Source organism: Acinetobacter sp. BD54 (assembly GCF_044778325.1).
In the GTDB taxonomy this organism is placed as follows: domain Bacteria; phylum Pseudomonadota; class Gammaproteobacteria; order Pseudomonadales; family Moraxellaceae; genus Acinetobacter; species Acinetobacter baumannii.
This window is the reverse complement of sequence record NZ_JANJEP010000014.1, coordinates 12,952-27,026: the sequence shown is the minus strand read 5'-3', so window position 1 is coordinate 27,026 and position 14,075 is coordinate 12,952. Positions and strand designations below refer to the sequence as shown.

At 39.3% G+C, this 14,075-nt stretch carries 12 protein-coding genes and 1 pseudogene; 11 read left to right on the top strand and 2 right to left on the bottom strand.

Annotated elements, in window-relative coordinates; translation table 11 throughout:
• Positions 1 to 67: 67 nt before the first annotated feature.
• From NQ782_RS17520 to NQ782_RS17510, 3 genes are all read left to right on the top strand, one after another.
• Positions 68 to 274 carry a PA3496 family putative envelope integrity protein gene (locus NQ782_RS17520; protein ID WP_000099358.1) on the top strand — a complete coding sequence of 69 codons (207 nt, stop codon included), beginning with the start codon at positions 68 to 70 and terminating at the stop codon, positions 272 to 274.
• 75 nt (positions 275 to 349) lie between these two features.
• Positions 350 to 874 carry a YecA family protein gene (locus NQ782_RS17515; protein WP_001274941.1) on the top strand — a complete coding sequence of 175 codons (525 nt, stop codon included), beginning with the start codon at positions 350 to 352 and terminating at the stop codon, positions 872 to 874.
• 224 nt (positions 875 to 1,098) lie between these two features.
• Complete coding sequence (locus NQ782_RS17510) at positions 1,099 to 2,220, top strand: hypothetical protein (RefSeq protein WP_057093414.1); 1,122 nt, start codon at positions 1,099 to 1,101, stop codon at positions 2,218 to 2,220.
• A 39-nt stretch (positions 2,221 to 2,259) separates the two neighbouring features.
• Here NQ782_RS17510 and NQ782_RS17505 read toward each other — a convergent pair whose 3' ends face one another.
• On the bottom strand, positions 2,260 to 3,192 hold the full coding sequence (locus NQ782_RS17505) for a rhodanese-related sulfurtransferase (RefSeq protein ID WP_000994655.1): 933 nt from the start codon (positions 3,190 to 3,192) through the stop codon (positions 2,260 to 2,262).
• Between the two features lie 111 nt (positions 3,193 to 3,303).
• Between NQ782_RS17505 and NQ782_RS17500 the strand changes: the two genes are divergently transcribed.
• A complete protein-coding gene (locus NQ782_RS17500) occupies positions 3,304 to 3,789 on the top strand; it encodes a DUF1289 domain-containing protein (RefSeq protein ID WP_001981983.1) in 486 nt (161 codons plus the stop codon).
• Positions 3,790 to 3,859: 70 nt separating this feature from the next.
• On the opposite strand, the gene gltA is transcribed toward NQ782_RS17500, so the two are convergent.
• Positions 3,860 to 5,134 (bottom strand): citrate synthase, encoded by a 1,275-nt coding sequence (gltA, locus tag NQ782_RS17495; RefSeq protein ID WP_057093412.1) that lies wholly within the window; start codon positions 5,132 to 5,134, stop codon positions 3,860 to 3,862.
• Between the two features lie 954 nt (positions 5,135 to 6,088).
• Here gltA and sdhC point away from each other — a divergent pair.
• The 7 genes and pseudogenes from sdhC to odhB all read left to right on the top strand — a co-directional run bounded on the left by sdhC (position 6,089) and on the right by odhB (position 14,035).
• On the top strand, positions 6,089 to 6,490 hold the full coding sequence (gene sdhC, locus NQ782_RS17490) for a succinate dehydrogenase, cytochrome b556 subunit (protein WP_001984863.1): 402 nt from the start codon (positions 6,089 to 6,091) through the stop codon (positions 6,488 to 6,490).
• Positions 6,490 to 6,855 carry a succinate dehydrogenase, hydrophobic membrane anchor protein gene (gene sdhD, locus NQ782_RS17485; RefSeq protein WP_000833672.1) on the top strand — a complete coding sequence of 122 codons (366 nt, stop codon included), beginning with the start codon at positions 6,490 to 6,492 and terminating at the stop codon, positions 6,853 to 6,855. The genes sdhC and sdhD overlap by 1 nt, the downstream gene beginning before the upstream one ends.
• Before the next feature lie 12 nt (positions 6,856 to 6,867).
• Positions 6,868 to 8,703 (top strand): succinate dehydrogenase flavoprotein subunit, encoded by a 1,836-nt coding sequence (gene sdhA / locus NQ782_RS17480; protein WP_000500957.1) that lies wholly within the window; start codon positions 6,868 to 6,870, stop codon positions 8,701 to 8,703.
• Between the two features lie 14 nt (positions 8,704 to 8,717).
• On the top strand, positions 8,718 to 9,428 hold the full coding sequence (locus tag NQ782_RS17475; RefSeq protein WP_000086385.1) for a succinate dehydrogenase iron-sulfur subunit: 711 nt from the start codon (positions 8,718 to 8,720) through the stop codon (positions 9,426 to 9,428).
• 283 nt (positions 9,429 to 9,711) lie between these two features.
• A pseudogene (locus NQ782_RS17470) lies at positions 9,712 to 9,841 on the top strand (hypothetical protein).
• Between the two features lie 157 nt (positions 9,842 to 9,998).
• Complete coding sequence (locus tag NQ782_RS17465) at positions 9,999 to 12,839, top strand: 2-oxoglutarate dehydrogenase E1 component (RefSeq protein WP_001984866.1); 2,841 nt, start codon at positions 9,999 to 10,001, stop codon at positions 12,837 to 12,839.
• Positions 12,839 to 14,035 (top strand): 2-oxoglutarate dehydrogenase complex dihydrolipoyllysine-residue succinyltransferase, encoded by a 1,197-nt coding sequence (gene odhB, locus NQ782_RS17460; protein ID WP_000179879.1) that lies wholly within the window; start codon positions 12,839 to 12,841, stop codon positions 14,033 to 14,035. Before NQ782_RS17465 ends, odhB begins: the two co-directional genes overlap by 1 nt.
• The last annotated feature ends 40 nt before the right edge of the window (positions 14,036 to 14,075 follow it).

Sequence of the window (14,075 nt, the reverse complement as noted above, 5' to 3'; positions counted from 1 at the left end):
AAGGAAAAGTAAGACAGATAAATAGCGGCTAGACCCATTCACATTTTTTCATTATGAGGTAGTTTTAGTGTCTTCTACAGATTTTGAACTAGATGATAACTACGGCGATGATGATGATGTCGGTTTTGATGAGTCATCAGGCAAAATCAGTGCAAAAGAATCGTTGGAAAAACGTAGATTAATTGATGATCTATTGGCACAGCGCCGTTTAGAGCGTGAGTTAAAAGATTTCGATTATGATTTAGACGATGATGATCTTGATGACGAAGACTAATCAAAACTAAATAGGGCATCGTCAGCTTAAGTGCTATGCTATCGTCAATTTCTTTTTAAAGTCAGGTAACACACAATGAGTGCATTAGATTTAGACCAATTAAGTGAATATCTAGATGGAGACCACAATGAGTATGGTCTAGACTTTGCTGCAACTCATGGATTTTTGTGTGCAATTGCAGTAGGCCCTCAGTTTGACCGTTGGTTAGATGAATTGTTCGAAGGTAACCAGAAAAAGGTTCCGGCTGAAATTATTCAACAAATCAAGGTTTGGCTAGAGTCGATTCGTCAAGATTTAGCAAATGAAAATGGGATTGAATTTCCATTTGAAGTTGAAGAAGCTGACGTTGAATCAAGCCTAGGCGATTGGAGTGTAGGGTTTGTTGATGCAATGTTCTTAAACGAAGAGGCTTGGTTTGCCCCTGAGTATGAAGAACAATTGGTTGATTTGACTTTACCGATCATGGTTTTTAGCGGAATTGATGAAGAAGATCCACAGATGGAATCTTTCCGTCGCAATGGACAGTTAATGGATGAACTGGCAGAAGAAATCCCAGATAATTTGAATGAGTTATATTTGATGTACCATACTCCAAATTAATTTATTAGAAAAATTAATAAATAACGTCCTTTCTAGGGCGTTTTTTATGTTTTTAGTATTTTGATACATAATTAAATATAATATTTTTACATTAATTTTATTTCTATATAATTACCAACAAAATTTTTTGATATTACTCTCTTAATCAAAAAATTAATTTATCTCGCCATGAATATTTTATTGGCGTCATGAAAATCTTTAATATGTTAACAACGTGATTTAATATGAATATAATTTTTAAAATTACTAGCGTACTCTCAGTAATATTACTTGTAGCCTGCGGTGATGAAAATAGCAACAGTGTCAGTGAAGAAAAAATTGCACAATCTACCCAAAATCAAATTACTTATAAACTAATCTCTGGTACTGCATTTTCAACTTCTACTTTAAATGGTGCAAATGTAACAGCAATTTGTAAAGATGGGCTTGGTTTTAAAAATAAAGTAATTGTTAATGCACAAGGGCAATGGCAAGGGGAAATAGACACCGGTAAATTTCCTTGTCGTTTAGAGGCAAAAGCTGAGGGGCAAACTTATCATAGTTATATCGACCATGAGGGAAGGGTAAATATTAACCCGCTTACAGATATGGTTATTGCTTATGCAAGTAATCAGGTTCCTGTAACGTGGTATCAATCTGGAAGTATGACTACAGAAAAGCTAAATTCGGCAAATTCTGCTTTGGTCGCTGAACTTATTAAAAAGGGGTACGGTATTAATAATGATATGGATCTATTTACTGCTGAGATGAAAGCAAATAACCCTATTCATCAAGCTATTCAAGAGTTGTTGGAAGCTATTCAGAATAATAGAAATGTTAAAGATTATGATTCACTGTTAATGTTAATTAAAGATGGGAATTTATCTCAAGTACCTGAGAAAATAGAGTTTTTAAATAATAGTGTAGCAAAAGTTTTTGGCTTTAATAAAGATGCTTGCCAAGTACTTCCGAAAACAGAAAATACCGAACAATATAATAAATGCTCTGATAAGGTTATTAATGATTTTTCGGAAAGTAATTTAGTTGCTACTGATTCTGATGAAAAATGTATTTTGGTCAAACAAGGGAATAAAGTAAGTTTCACTAAAGGGAATCAAACAATATCGGCATTATTGGATAAAGAACAAGAGGATGGCATGGACTTCACTTTTGATGAAGGTGAATTAGAAATTATAGATCTTATAATTAATACAGGACCTTACACAGATATAAATACCTATAGTCAGATTGGATTAAGCTTTTCTAGTGATGGGAAATTGAGGGCTGTTGTTGGAAAATCTCCAATAGTGTCTTCAATGAATTGTGCTAGCCCAGAGTTTAAAAAGCTTATGGAGCTTTATAAATAAAATAGAAAAAAGAGGGCATCAAATGATGCCCTCTTTTAATTATAAACGTTTACGTTTAGCGGCAGCAATTTGTGATTGGCGCATACGGAAACCAGCTTTTTGTTTTTCAGTGGTTTTATCAATACAGTACAAGCAAGAAACACCATGTTCATAGCTTGGTAGCGCAGACTCTTCAGGAGTTAAAGGCCAGCCACAAGCATGACATTTAATATTTGCACCTTCTTCAACACCATGAGTTACAGCAGTACGTCCATCAAATACGAAACATTCACCTTCCCAAAGGCTTTCATCAGGAGGAGTTTCTTCTAAATATTTAAGAATACCGCCTTTAAGGTGGTAAACCTCTTTAAAGCCTTCTTGAAGAAGTAAAGAAGTTGATTTTTCGCAGCGAATACCACCCGTACAGAACATCGCGATTTTCTTATCTTTATGTTGTTCTAACTCTTTTTTTACATATTCAGGAAATTCGCGGAAAGTTTCTGTTTTTGGGTCAATCGCCCCCTTGAAAGTTCCGGCTTTATATTCATAGTCATTACGTGTGTCGATTAGAATCACATCATCACGTGCAATAAGCTCATTCCATTCTTTAGGATCAAGATAGTGACCCACTAAATCACGAGGTTTTACTTCAACGCCTAAAGTCACGATTTCTTTTTTAAGCTTGATTTTCATTTTACGGAAAGGTTTGTCAGAACTATGGGATTCTTTATATTCCATAGCGTTAAAACCTTCGTTTAACAGAAATTGATGAATCGTATCAATTGCTTCACGGTCCCCAGCAACGGTACCATTAATTCCTTCACCTGCTACAATCAGAGTTCCGCAAAGGTTAATTGTTTTCACTAAGTCTAAAAGACGTTGTTGAAGATCAGCTGGATCTTGAACTTCTTTAAATTGATATAGTGCTGCAACAACCCAACCCGCGGTCGCTTGCTGTTCTACAGGTGCAAGCTGTTCTACAGTAGCGTTCATGGAAAACTCCAAATGTATTAAGATAGAAATTTAAGGCGCATATTTTAGCGCGAAAATTCGTAATAAGCGAGAAAACCATAAAAAGTATATGGTTTATTTAAGGAGTCTGTTTTGAGTAGTGATCATCGAATGCTCTCTCTCACCCCATGTGCAGGGCGTTGTTCAACAGTTTTTGGTGATCAGGTGTGTCGTGGTTGTCGCCGCTTTAACCATGAAGTGATTCAATGGAATACCTATACGGCAGAGCAGCGTTTAGCTGTCTGGAAGCGTTTAGATGATCAATTAGACCAGATTTTAGTACCTATGTTGCCGCAGGCGAATCTACAGCATGTAGAAGGATTTATATTAGGTAAACGTGTCAGGTTAATGGAAGGGGCGAGTAAAGGGCGTAAACTCTACCATGCCTTAAAAATATGTGAAAAGAATAAGCATTTAGCTCATGAGAGTGGTTTGGGGATTTCAGAAGCACAAGTTAAAGAAGTATGGACTGAGTTTGAAAGACGTATTTTAGCTTTGGCTAAAGCAAGTTATGAGTTGGCTTGGCTAAGAGCTGATGGTATTAGTCATCACTTGTTAAATATGTTTGAAGAAGAATAACTTTTAAAAACTTATTTATAAAAAAAAGCTGCCATTAGGCAGCTTTTTTACATTAATGTTCTTTCGAATATTAACGCTTGATGTCACGTTGCATTTCACCAGTGTAAAGCTGACGAGGACGACCAATTTTGTAAGGACCGCTGTGCATTTCTAACCAGTGACTGATCCAGCCAACTGTACGTGCAAGAGCGAAGATAACAGTAAACATTTCTGTTGGGATACCAATCGCTTTAAGGATGATACCAGAGTAGAAGTCTACGTTAGGGTAAAGTTTACGTTCAACAAAGTACGGGTCGTTCAATGCAATACGTTCAAGTTCCATAGCAAGCGCTAATTGAGGATCATTGATACCTAATGCTTCAAGAACTTCGTCACAAGTTTGCTTCATCACTTTAGCACGTGGATCGAAGTTTTTGTAAACGCGGTGACCGAAGCCCATAAGTTTAACTTCTTTGCGTTTAACTTTTTCCATGAACTCAGCAACATTTTCAACGCTACCGATTTCATCAAGCATTTTAAGAACTGCTTCGTTCGCGCCACCGTGTGCAGGACCCCAAAGAGCAGAGATACCAGCAGAGATACATGCATATGGATTCGCACCAGTAGAACCAGCAAGACGAACTGTAGAAGTAGACGCGTTTTGTTCGTGGTCAGCATGAAGCGTAAAGATACGATCCATTGCACGTGCAAGAACAGGGTTTACTTTATAGTCACGGTCTGCAGGAGTTGCAAACATCATGTGTAAGAAGTTTTCCGCGTAATTTAAGTCATTACGTGGATAGATGAATGGCTGACCTACAGTATATTTGTAGCTCCAAGCAGCAAGCGTTGGAATTTTAGCAATCAAACGAATCGCAGTAATTTCGCGGTGGTTGATGTCTTCAATGTCAAGGTTGTTGTGATAGAAAGCAGATAATGCGCCTACTACACCAACCATGATTGCCATAGGGTGAGCATCACGACGGAAACCATTGAAGAAACGGCTAACTTGATCATGAACCATAGTATGAGCACGAACTTTCGCATCGAACTCAACTTTTTGTTCAGCAGTTGGTAACTCGCCATTTAATAATAAATAACAAGTTTCAAGGTAGTCTGCTTGAGTCGCTAACTGGTCAATCGGGTAACCGCGGTGTAATAAAATACCTTTGTCACCATCGATAAATGTGATTTTAGACTCGCATGAAGCTGTCGCCATAAAACCAGGATCAAAAGTAAAGTGACCTGAGGCCAATACATCTTTAACGTCGATTACATCGGGACCTAATGTGCCACTGTAAATTGGTAATTCAATTTCTTTGCCATCAAGATGTAATACGGCTTTTTTGCCAGTTGCTTCAGACATTCAATAGATCTCCTGTCCTGGTGAATGATTATCTGACTCGAAATCCTAATTTTCTCATGTGCGAATCAGACGGTGTCAAAATTTGCTATAAGATTAGTGAGTACTGAAATTTTGTCAATTATACTTATGGATAAAAAATGACGTTCCCACAGAGAGTTAGTCATCAAGACCCGAGCAAAAAAAGTCAGTAAAATCACTGCATCGGGATGGTATCATAAGTCAATTCAAGAAGAACGTGCAGAAAAAAAATGAAGCGTGAGTACAATTGTAAGCAAATTTTTAAATAAAAATTAAGAATAGGGTAACGTTATAAAATGCCAATCCGATTAAAAAAATCATAAAACTCAGGCTGTAATTTTAAATTGTGATTCAAAAATCGCCACATTATCACTATTTGATAATTCCAAAAGTTGTCTTTTTTTTAAGTTTAATTGTTTAAAAAATAGCTCATTGAACAGTCTAGAAAAAATTAAAACTCATTTTTTGTAAAAATAGTGATCATTGTTAACAGTCAAGTAGCACTTTATTTCTTTTGATATAAATACGGATAATCCCTCTTTATAGATAAAACTGAATAAAATTAGCAGGTAAGAAGCAGTTTTATTTATATTTTTGTCTTGAGTTGATGATTTATTAACTTTATCTTTAGTCTAAAATGCACTTATTTTAAATAAAACTGTAGAAAAGCAATTTTTTATAAAAGATGAGATTAAACAAGCACATGTTTTGTTTAATCTTAACTTCGGGATAGGAAAGGATGCTGTTTGGCTATGTGAATGATTCTTATTTGATGAGTTTTTGCGGAAAAGCCAAAGTCGATTGTTTGTATTTTGATATTTCGCGTTTTATAATTCAGTGTCGTTTATAGGTTAGGCATGAGCTGTGCTTGCCTAACAATGCCAGCTTTCCTTGGAATTAATTCAACAAACTCCGGTCGGAGTTTCTACCTACAGGATGCCCGCTGTGAAAAGCAACAGACCTGTCAATTTGTCCATGGGTCAGGTGTTAGCGGTAAATTTACGCTCACCCGTGGCTATTGCATCAATTTTACACCGTTTATCAGGTGTCATCGTTTTCTTATTAGTACCAGTTCTCTTATGGATTCTAGATAAATCATTATCTTCACCAGAAGGATTTGACTACGTTAAAAATGTCGTTTTTGGAAATATCCTCGTACGTTTTGTTGTGTGGGTATTTGTAGCCGGCTTGATTTTCCACTTCATTGCTGGGGTTAAGCATTTGCTTGCAGATCTAGGTTTTGCTGAAGAACTGCAAAGCGGTCGTATTGCAGCGACAATTTCATTGATCTTATCTGTGGTAGCCATTATCGCAGCCTTTGTATGGATTATGTTCTAATGAAAAGTGCTACAGGTTTAACAGGTTCAGGTTCTCGTGATTGGTTTATCCAGCGTGTAAGTGCTGTGGTATTGGCAGCTTATACTGTTGTTCTTTTTGGTTGGATCCTCTGCAAAGGCGGATTTGACTATCAACAATGGGCTGGCTTCATGATGACATTACCAATGAAGATTTTCTCTTTATTGGCAATTTTGTCGCTTATCGCACACGCATGGATTGGTATGTGGCAGGTTTTTACTGACTATGTCACTACTCGTCAAATGGGTCCTTCAGCGAAAGGTTTACGCCTTGTACTGACTACGGCTGTCATTATTGCAGTGTTTGTGTACGCAATCTGGGGTATCCAGATTTTCTGGGCGAATTGATAGGAAGATATCATGGGCGCGATAAACCCTAAAGAAGATTATTCAAATATTCAAAACCTCACTTTCGATGCTGTTATCGTTGGTGGTGGTGGTTCTGGTATGCGTGCATCTTACCAACTTGCTCAAGCAGGTTTGAAAGTTGCAGTACTTACTAAAGTTTTCCCAACACGTTCACATACAGTTGCTGCTCAGGGCGGTATTGGTGCGTCGTTAGGTAACATGCAAGAAGATAACTGGCATTTCCACTTTTACGATACAGTAAAAGGTTCTGACTGGTTAGGTGACCAAGACGCAATCGAATTTATGTGTCGTGAGGCGCCAAAAGTTGTTTATGAACTTGAACACTTAGGTATGCCGTTCGACCGTAACGCTGATGGTACAATTTACCAACGTCCGTTCGGTGGTCACTCTGCAAACTATGGTGATAAGCCAGTTCCACGTGCTTGTGCTGCTGCCGACCGTACTGGTCACGCTTTATTGCACACGCTTTATCAAAGCAACGTGAAAATGGGTACTCAATTCTTCGTTGAGTGGATCGCTCTTGATTTGATCCGTAACGAAGCGGGTGATGTACTCGGTGTAACTGCAATTGACCAAGAAACTGGTAACATTGCAGTATTCCAAGCAAAAGCAACATTATTTGCAACTGGTGGTGCTGGTCGTGTTTACCGTGCATCAACAAATGCTTATATCAACACTGGTGACGGTCTTGGTATGGCTGCTCGTGCTGGTATTCCATTACAAGATATGGAATTCTGGCAATTCCACCCTACAGGTGTTGCGGGCGCAGGCGTATTGTTGACTGAAGGTTGTCGTGGTGAAGGTGCGATCCTTCGTAACAAAGACGGCGAACCTTTCATGGAACGTTATGCACCAACTTTAAAAGACTTGGCTCCGCGTGACTTCGTATCACGTTCTATGGACCAAGAGATTAAAGAAGGTCGTGGTTGTGGTCCAAAAGGTGATTATATCTTGCTTGATATGACTCACTTGGGTGCTGACACAATTATGAAGCGTTTACCATCTGTATTTGAGATTGGTAAAAAATTCGCAAACGTGGACATCACTAAAGAACCAATTCCAGTAGTACCAACAATCCATTATCAAATGGGTGGTATTCCTACGAATATGCATGGTCAAGTGTGCTTACCAGAGCCTGGTACAGACAACTACACTAAACCTGTAAAAGGTTTCTATGCAATCGGTGAGTGTTCATGCGTATCAGTACATGGTGCGAACCGTTTAGGTACTAACTCACTTCTTGACTTGGTTGTATTTGGTAAGGCTGCTGGTGAGCACATTATCGATTACGTAACTAAGCATCATGGTGATGAATATGCGCCGCTTCCAACAAATGTATTAGAGCAAACTTTAGCTCGTGTACGTAAATTGGATGAATCAACTTCTGGCGAAAATGCTCAAGAAGTTGCTGATGCAATTCGTGATATCGTTCAAGACCACGCAGGTGTATTCCGTACTCAAGCATTGCTTGATAAGGGTGTTAAAGAGATTCTTGCTCTTGAACCACGCGTGCGTAACATCCACTTGAAAGATAAATCTAAAGTATTTAACACTGCACGTGTTGAAGCGCTTGAAGTTGAAAACTTATATGAAGTTGCAAAAGCTACATTAATTTCAGCTGCTGCGCGTAAAGAATGTCGTGGTGCGCATACGGTAGTTGATTATGAATTACCAGCTGATCACCCAACTTATTCATACGGTCGCCGTGATGATGAGTGGATGAAACATACTTTATGGTATTCATCAGATAACCGTTTGGAATATAAGCCAGTGCGCTTCAAGCCGTTAACTGTTGATCCAATTCCACCAGCACCACGTACATTCTAATCGGGAGTATAAAGATGAGTAGAGGTACTCGTACATTCGAAATCTACCGCTATGATCCTGATAAGGATAAAGCGCCGTACATGCAAACTTTCAAGCTTGAATTGACTGATAAGCACCGTATGTTGCTTGATGCATTGCTTGCTTTGAAGGTTCAAGACGAAACGTTAACATTCCGTCGTTCTTGCCGTGAAGGTATTTGTGGTTCTGATGGTGTGAATATCAATGGTAAAAATGGTTTGGCTTGCTTGCAAAACCTTAACGATTTACCAGAGAAAATCGTAATTCGTCCATTACCTGGTTTGCCGGTTGTTAAAGATTTGGTTGTTGATATGAACCAATTCTATGATCAGTATGACAAAATTCAGCCATTCTTGATCAATAACCAACCTGCTCCACCTAAAGAGCGTTTGCAATCTCCTGAAGAGCGTGAACACTTAAATGGTTTGTATGAGTGTATTCTTTGTGCATGTTGTTCAACTTCATGCCCATCATTCTGGTGGAACCCTGATAAATTCTTGGGTCCTTCAGCGTTGTTGAATGCATATCGTTTTATTATCGACTCTCGTGATACTGCAACTGCAGAACGTTTGGCTCGTCTTGACGATCCGTTCAGTTTGTTCCGTTGTAAAGGTATTATGAACTGTGTGTCAGTATGTCCTAAAGGTTTGAATCCAACAAAAGCAATCGGTCATATCCGTAATATGTTGTTAGATCAAGCGGGTTAATTCTGCGCAAATAGAGAACGCACATCCTTGATGTGCGTTTTTTTTTAATTTTATAATACGTGTCTTATACTTTAGTCGGTAAAAGAAGGGTTTTTATATAAAGCACCATATATTAATAGATAAAATTGGATATGTATTTCGCCAATTTATAGATGGTATGTGTCAAAAAAATCAATCGTTCGTTAAGAACATGATACGATTTGCCACAAAGTTATAGGTGAAAAAAGCGTATACTAGTGAAATTAAATTAAGTGGCACGATCTTAGATCTGTGCTTAATTTTTATGGTTAAAGTCATTTTAGAAAAGTTAATTTTAAAGTTAATTTTTCTAAAAAGATTTGCAAAAAATTGCTCGGTTTTTTATCGAGTATAAGGTGAGTGATGATGCCATTGAGGGCGTTGTGATTCATTAATTACCTATGGAGTTTTCTCTCTAGGTAGTATGACGCCCCATGGTCTTGAAGACCTGTTGGGTAAGTAGTGTCATTTTTACCAATTTGACATTATGCATCATGGGTATGCTTAAAAGGCAGCCTGTAATATTTTTTGCAATAGGAAATGGGTCCACAAATGCAAGAAGTTGCTGACGCATTGCGTCTTGACACTGAACTTTCCGCTGATAGTGCAGCGTATATTGAAGAACTTTACGAGCAGTACCTGACTTCCCCAACCTCCGTCGCTGAGGACTGGCGCCAATATTTCGATAAATATCCAAAGGGTGACCAACCACACAGCGCTGTGCGTGAGCAATTCCTATTACTAGGACGTAATGCTAATCGTGTTCAACCTGTTGTACAAAGTACTGTAAGTACTGAACATGAGCGTCGTCAAATTGGCGTTTTACAACTCATTGCTGCTTATCGCAATCGCGGACATCAAAAAGCTAAGTTAGATCCGTTAGGTCTTGCTAAGCGTGAAGATATTCCTGATTTAGATCTTTCAGCACACGGTTTAACCAAATCAGATTTAGACACAGTATTCAACACAGGCAATCTTGAGATCGGTAAAAGCGAAGCAACGCTTGCTGAGATGATTGAAGCAATGGAAGCAATCTATTGTGGTTCGATCGGTGTTGAATATATGCATATCGTGGACACAAAAGAGAAACGTTGGATTCAACAACGTCTTGAAAGTGCCCGTGGTAAATTCAATTTCTCAAATGAACAAAAGAAAGGCTTCTTAGAGCGTTTAACCGCTGCTGAAGGCTTAGAAAAATATCTCGGTAATAAATACGTCGGCGCTAAACGTTTTGGTGTTGAAGGCGGCGAATCTTTTATTCCTATGGTAAATGAGATTATCCAGCGTGCTGGTGCCGTAGGTTGTAAAGAAGTTGTTATCGGTATGCCACACCGTGGTCGTTTGAACCTTCTTGTTAACATTATGGGTAAAAACCCTGCGGACTTATTTGGTGAGTTCGAAGGTAAAGCACTTCATAAGAAAGGCTCTGGTGACGTTAAATACCACCAAGGTTTCTCAAGTAATGTAATGACTCCAGGTGGTGAAGTTCACTTGGCATTGGCATTTAACCCATCTCACTTAGAAATCGTTGGTCCTGTAGTCGAAGGTTCTGTACGTGCGCGTCAAGTACGTCGTAGAGACATCGGCGGTGATGACGTATTACCAGTTATTGTTCATGGTGATGCTGCATTTGCAGGTCAGGGCGTGAACATGGAAACCTTCCAGATGTCACAAACTCGTGGCTATACGGTTGGTGGTACAGTTCATATTATTGTGAACAACCAAGTTGGTTTCACAACTTCTGATCCACGTGATGCGCGTTCGACAGAATACTGTACAGACGTTGCTAAAATGATTCAGGCTCCTATCTTCCATGTAAATGGTGATGATCCTGAAGCTGTTATCTTTGCTACTCAATTAGCACATGATTTCCGTCACGAATTCCGTAAAGATGTAGTCATCGATTTGTTCTGTTACCGTCGTCGCGGCCATAACGAAGCAGATGAGCCATCTGGTACACAACCATTGATGTATCAAGTGATTGCTAAGAAAGCAACTACTCGTACACTTTATGCTGATCAATTGGTACAAGAGAAAGTACTTGACCGTGCTGAAGCTGACCAAATGGTTGAAGATTATCGTGCTGATTTAGAAGCGGGTAATCATGTAGCGAATGCTTTGATTCTTGAACCGAACACTAAAATGTTTGTAGATTGGACTCCATATTTGGGCCATGAATATACAGACGATTGGGATACTTCATTTGACATAAACCGCCTTAAAGAATTAGGCGAGGGCATGAGCAAGCTTCCTGAAGGGTTTGTAATGCAGCGTCAGGTTCAAAAAGTAATTGAAGACCGCGTGAAAATGCAAACTGGTGAAACTCCATTGAACTGGGGTGCAGCAGAAACTTTAGCTTATGCAACTTTATTAGATGAAGACTATCTAGTTCGTATTACTGGTGAAGACGTGGGTCGTGGTACCTTCTCACACCGTCATGCAAAATTGCATAACCAAGTTGATGGTTCAACTTACATTCCTCTTTGCCATGTGAAAGAGAACCAACCACGTTTTGCGATTTACGATTCTCTTTTATCTGAAGAAGCAGTTCTTGCGTTCGAATATGGTTACGCAACTACAATTCCTAAGAGCTTGATTATTTGGGAAGCACAATTTGGTGACTTCGTAAACTGTGCTCAAGTTGTGATTGACCAGTTTATTGCTTCTGGTGAGACTAAGTGGGAGCGTGTTTGTGGTTTAACAATGTTGTTACCACACGGTTTCGAAGGTCAAGGTCCAGAGCACTCTTCAGCTCGTTTAGAACGTTTCTTACAGTTATGTGCTGAAGACAACATGCAAGTGATCACTCCAACGACACCTGCACAGATTTTCCATGCATTACGTCGTCAGGCTGTACGCCCAATTCGTAAGCCATTAATCGTAATGTCACCGAAATCTTTACTTCGTCATAAACTTGCGACTTCTACTTTAGAAGAGCTAGCACATGGTTCATTCCAAACTGTAATTGACGAAATCGATCAAATTAACAAGTCAGATGTAACTCGTCTTGTACTTTGTGGCGGTAAAGTTTATTACGACTTACTCGAAAAACGTCGTGAACAAAACTTAACTAATGTTGCAATTGTACGTATTGAACAGTTGTATCCATACCCAGAGCAACGTCTTGCGGAAATCTTGGCTGCTTATCCAAATGTGAAAGAACTCGTTTGGGCGCAAGAAGAGCCGAAGAACCAAGGTGCTTGGTTGTTTATCGCACCGCGTTTATATGACGATATCTTAAAATCTGGCAAACAAATCCGTATCAGTTTTGCAGGTCGTGAAGCTTCTGCTGCACCAGCTTGTGGCTCACCGTACTTGCATGCAAAACAACAAGCTCAGCTAATTAATGATGCATTGGCAATCGAAGCTGAACAATCAGGAGATTCTCAATAATGGCAACCGAAATTAAAGCACCGGTATTCCCAGAGTCTGTTGCAGATGGAACCATCGCAACTTGGCATAAAAAGGTGGGTGAACCTGTATCACGTGATGAAGTAATCTGTGATATTGAAACCGACAAAGTTGTTTTAGAAGTTGTTGCTCCTGCAGATGGTAGCTTGGTTGCAATCATTAAAGGTGAAGGCGATACAGTTCTTTCTGACGAAGTTATTGCTCAATTCGAAGCTGGTGCTGGCGCAGCGGCTGCTGCTCCTGCGGCAGTAGAACAAGCAGTTGCTCAGACTCAAGCTGGTGCTGCTCCTGTTGTTGAGCGTAATGAAACTGTATCTGATCAAGCTCCTGCAGTACGTAAAGCGTTAACTGAATCTGGTATTGCTGCTTCTGACGTACAAGGTACTGGTCGTGGTGGTCGTATCACTAAAGAAGATGTTGCAAACCATCAAGCTAAACCAGCTGCTAACGTTACTCCATTAAGCGTTGCTGTTGGCGAACGTATCGAAAAACGCGTTCCAATGACTCGTTTACGTAAACGTGTAGCTGAGCGTCTTCTTGCAGCTACTCAAGAAACAGCAATGTTAACTACATTTAACGAAGTTAACATGAAGCCAATCATGGAATTACGTAAGCAATATAAAGATGCTTTCGAAAAACGTCATGGTGCTCGTTTAGGCTTCATGTCATTCTTCGTTAAAGCAGCAACTGAAGCGCTTAAACGCTACCCAGCTGTAAATGCTTCAATTGATGGCGATGATATCGTTTATCACGGTTACTACGACATCGGTGTTGCAGTATCTTCTGATCGTGGTCTTGTTGTACCAGTATTACGTGATACTGACCGTATGAGCTATGCAGAAGTTGAAGCAGGTATTGCTGCTTACGCTGCTAAAGCACGTGATGGTAAATTATCTATCGAAGAAATGACTGGCGGTACTTTCACAATCACTAACGGTGGTACTTTCGGTTCATTACTTTCAACTCCAATTTTGAACCAGCCGCAAACTGGTATCTTGGGGATGCATAAAATCCAAGAACGTCCTATGGCGGTAAATGGTCAAGTTGAAATCTTGCCAATGATGTACTTAGCGCTTTCTTATGACCACCGTATGATCGATGGTAAAGAAGCTGTAGGTTTCTTAGTTGCAATCAAAGAATTGTTAGAAGAACCAGCTAAACTCATTCTTGATCTTTAATTTCTTCGAATAAATACCTACCAGGGTAGAGTAATCCTCT

Excerpts from the sequence above, each read along its gene's own strand:
- NQ782_RS17465 (WP_001984866.1), top strand. The coding sequence starts at position 9,999 with ATGCAAGAAGTTGCTGACGCATTGCGTCTTGACACTGAACTTTCCGCT.
- NQ782_RS17515 (WP_001274941.1), top strand. The coding sequence starts at position 350 with ATGAGTGCATTAGATTTAGACCAATTAAGTGAATATCTAGATGGAGAC.
- NQ782_RS17505 (WP_000994655.1), bottom strand. The coding sequence starts at position 3,192 with ATGAACGCTACTGTAGAACAGCTTGCACCTGTAGAACAGCAAGCGACC.
- sdhD (WP_000833672.1), top strand. The coding sequence starts at position 6,490 with ATGAAAAGTGCTACAGGTTTAACAGGTTCAGGTTCTCGTGATTGGTTT.
- odhB (WP_000179879.1), top strand. The coding sequence starts at position 12,839 with ATGGCAACCGAAATTAAAGCACCGGTATTCCCAGAGTCTGTTGCAGAT.
- sdhA (WP_000500957.1), top strand. The coding sequence starts at position 6,868 with ATGGGCGCGATAAACCCTAAAGAAGATTATTCAAATATTCAAAACCTC.
- NQ782_RS17510 (WP_057093414.1), top strand. The coding sequence starts at position 1,099 with ATGAATATAATTTTTAAAATTACTAGCGTACTCTCAGTAATATTACTT.
- gltA (WP_057093412.1), bottom strand. The coding sequence starts at position 5,134 with ATGTCTGAAGCAACTGGCAAAAAAGCCGTATTACATCTTGATGGCAAA.
- NQ782_RS17475 (WP_000086385.1), top strand. The coding sequence starts at position 8,718 with ATGAGTAGAGGTACTCGTACATTCGAAATCTACCGCTATGATCCTGAT.
- sdhC (WP_001984863.1), top strand. The coding sequence starts at position 6,089 with ATGCCCGCTGTGAAAAGCAACAGACCTGTCAATTTGTCCATGGGTCAG.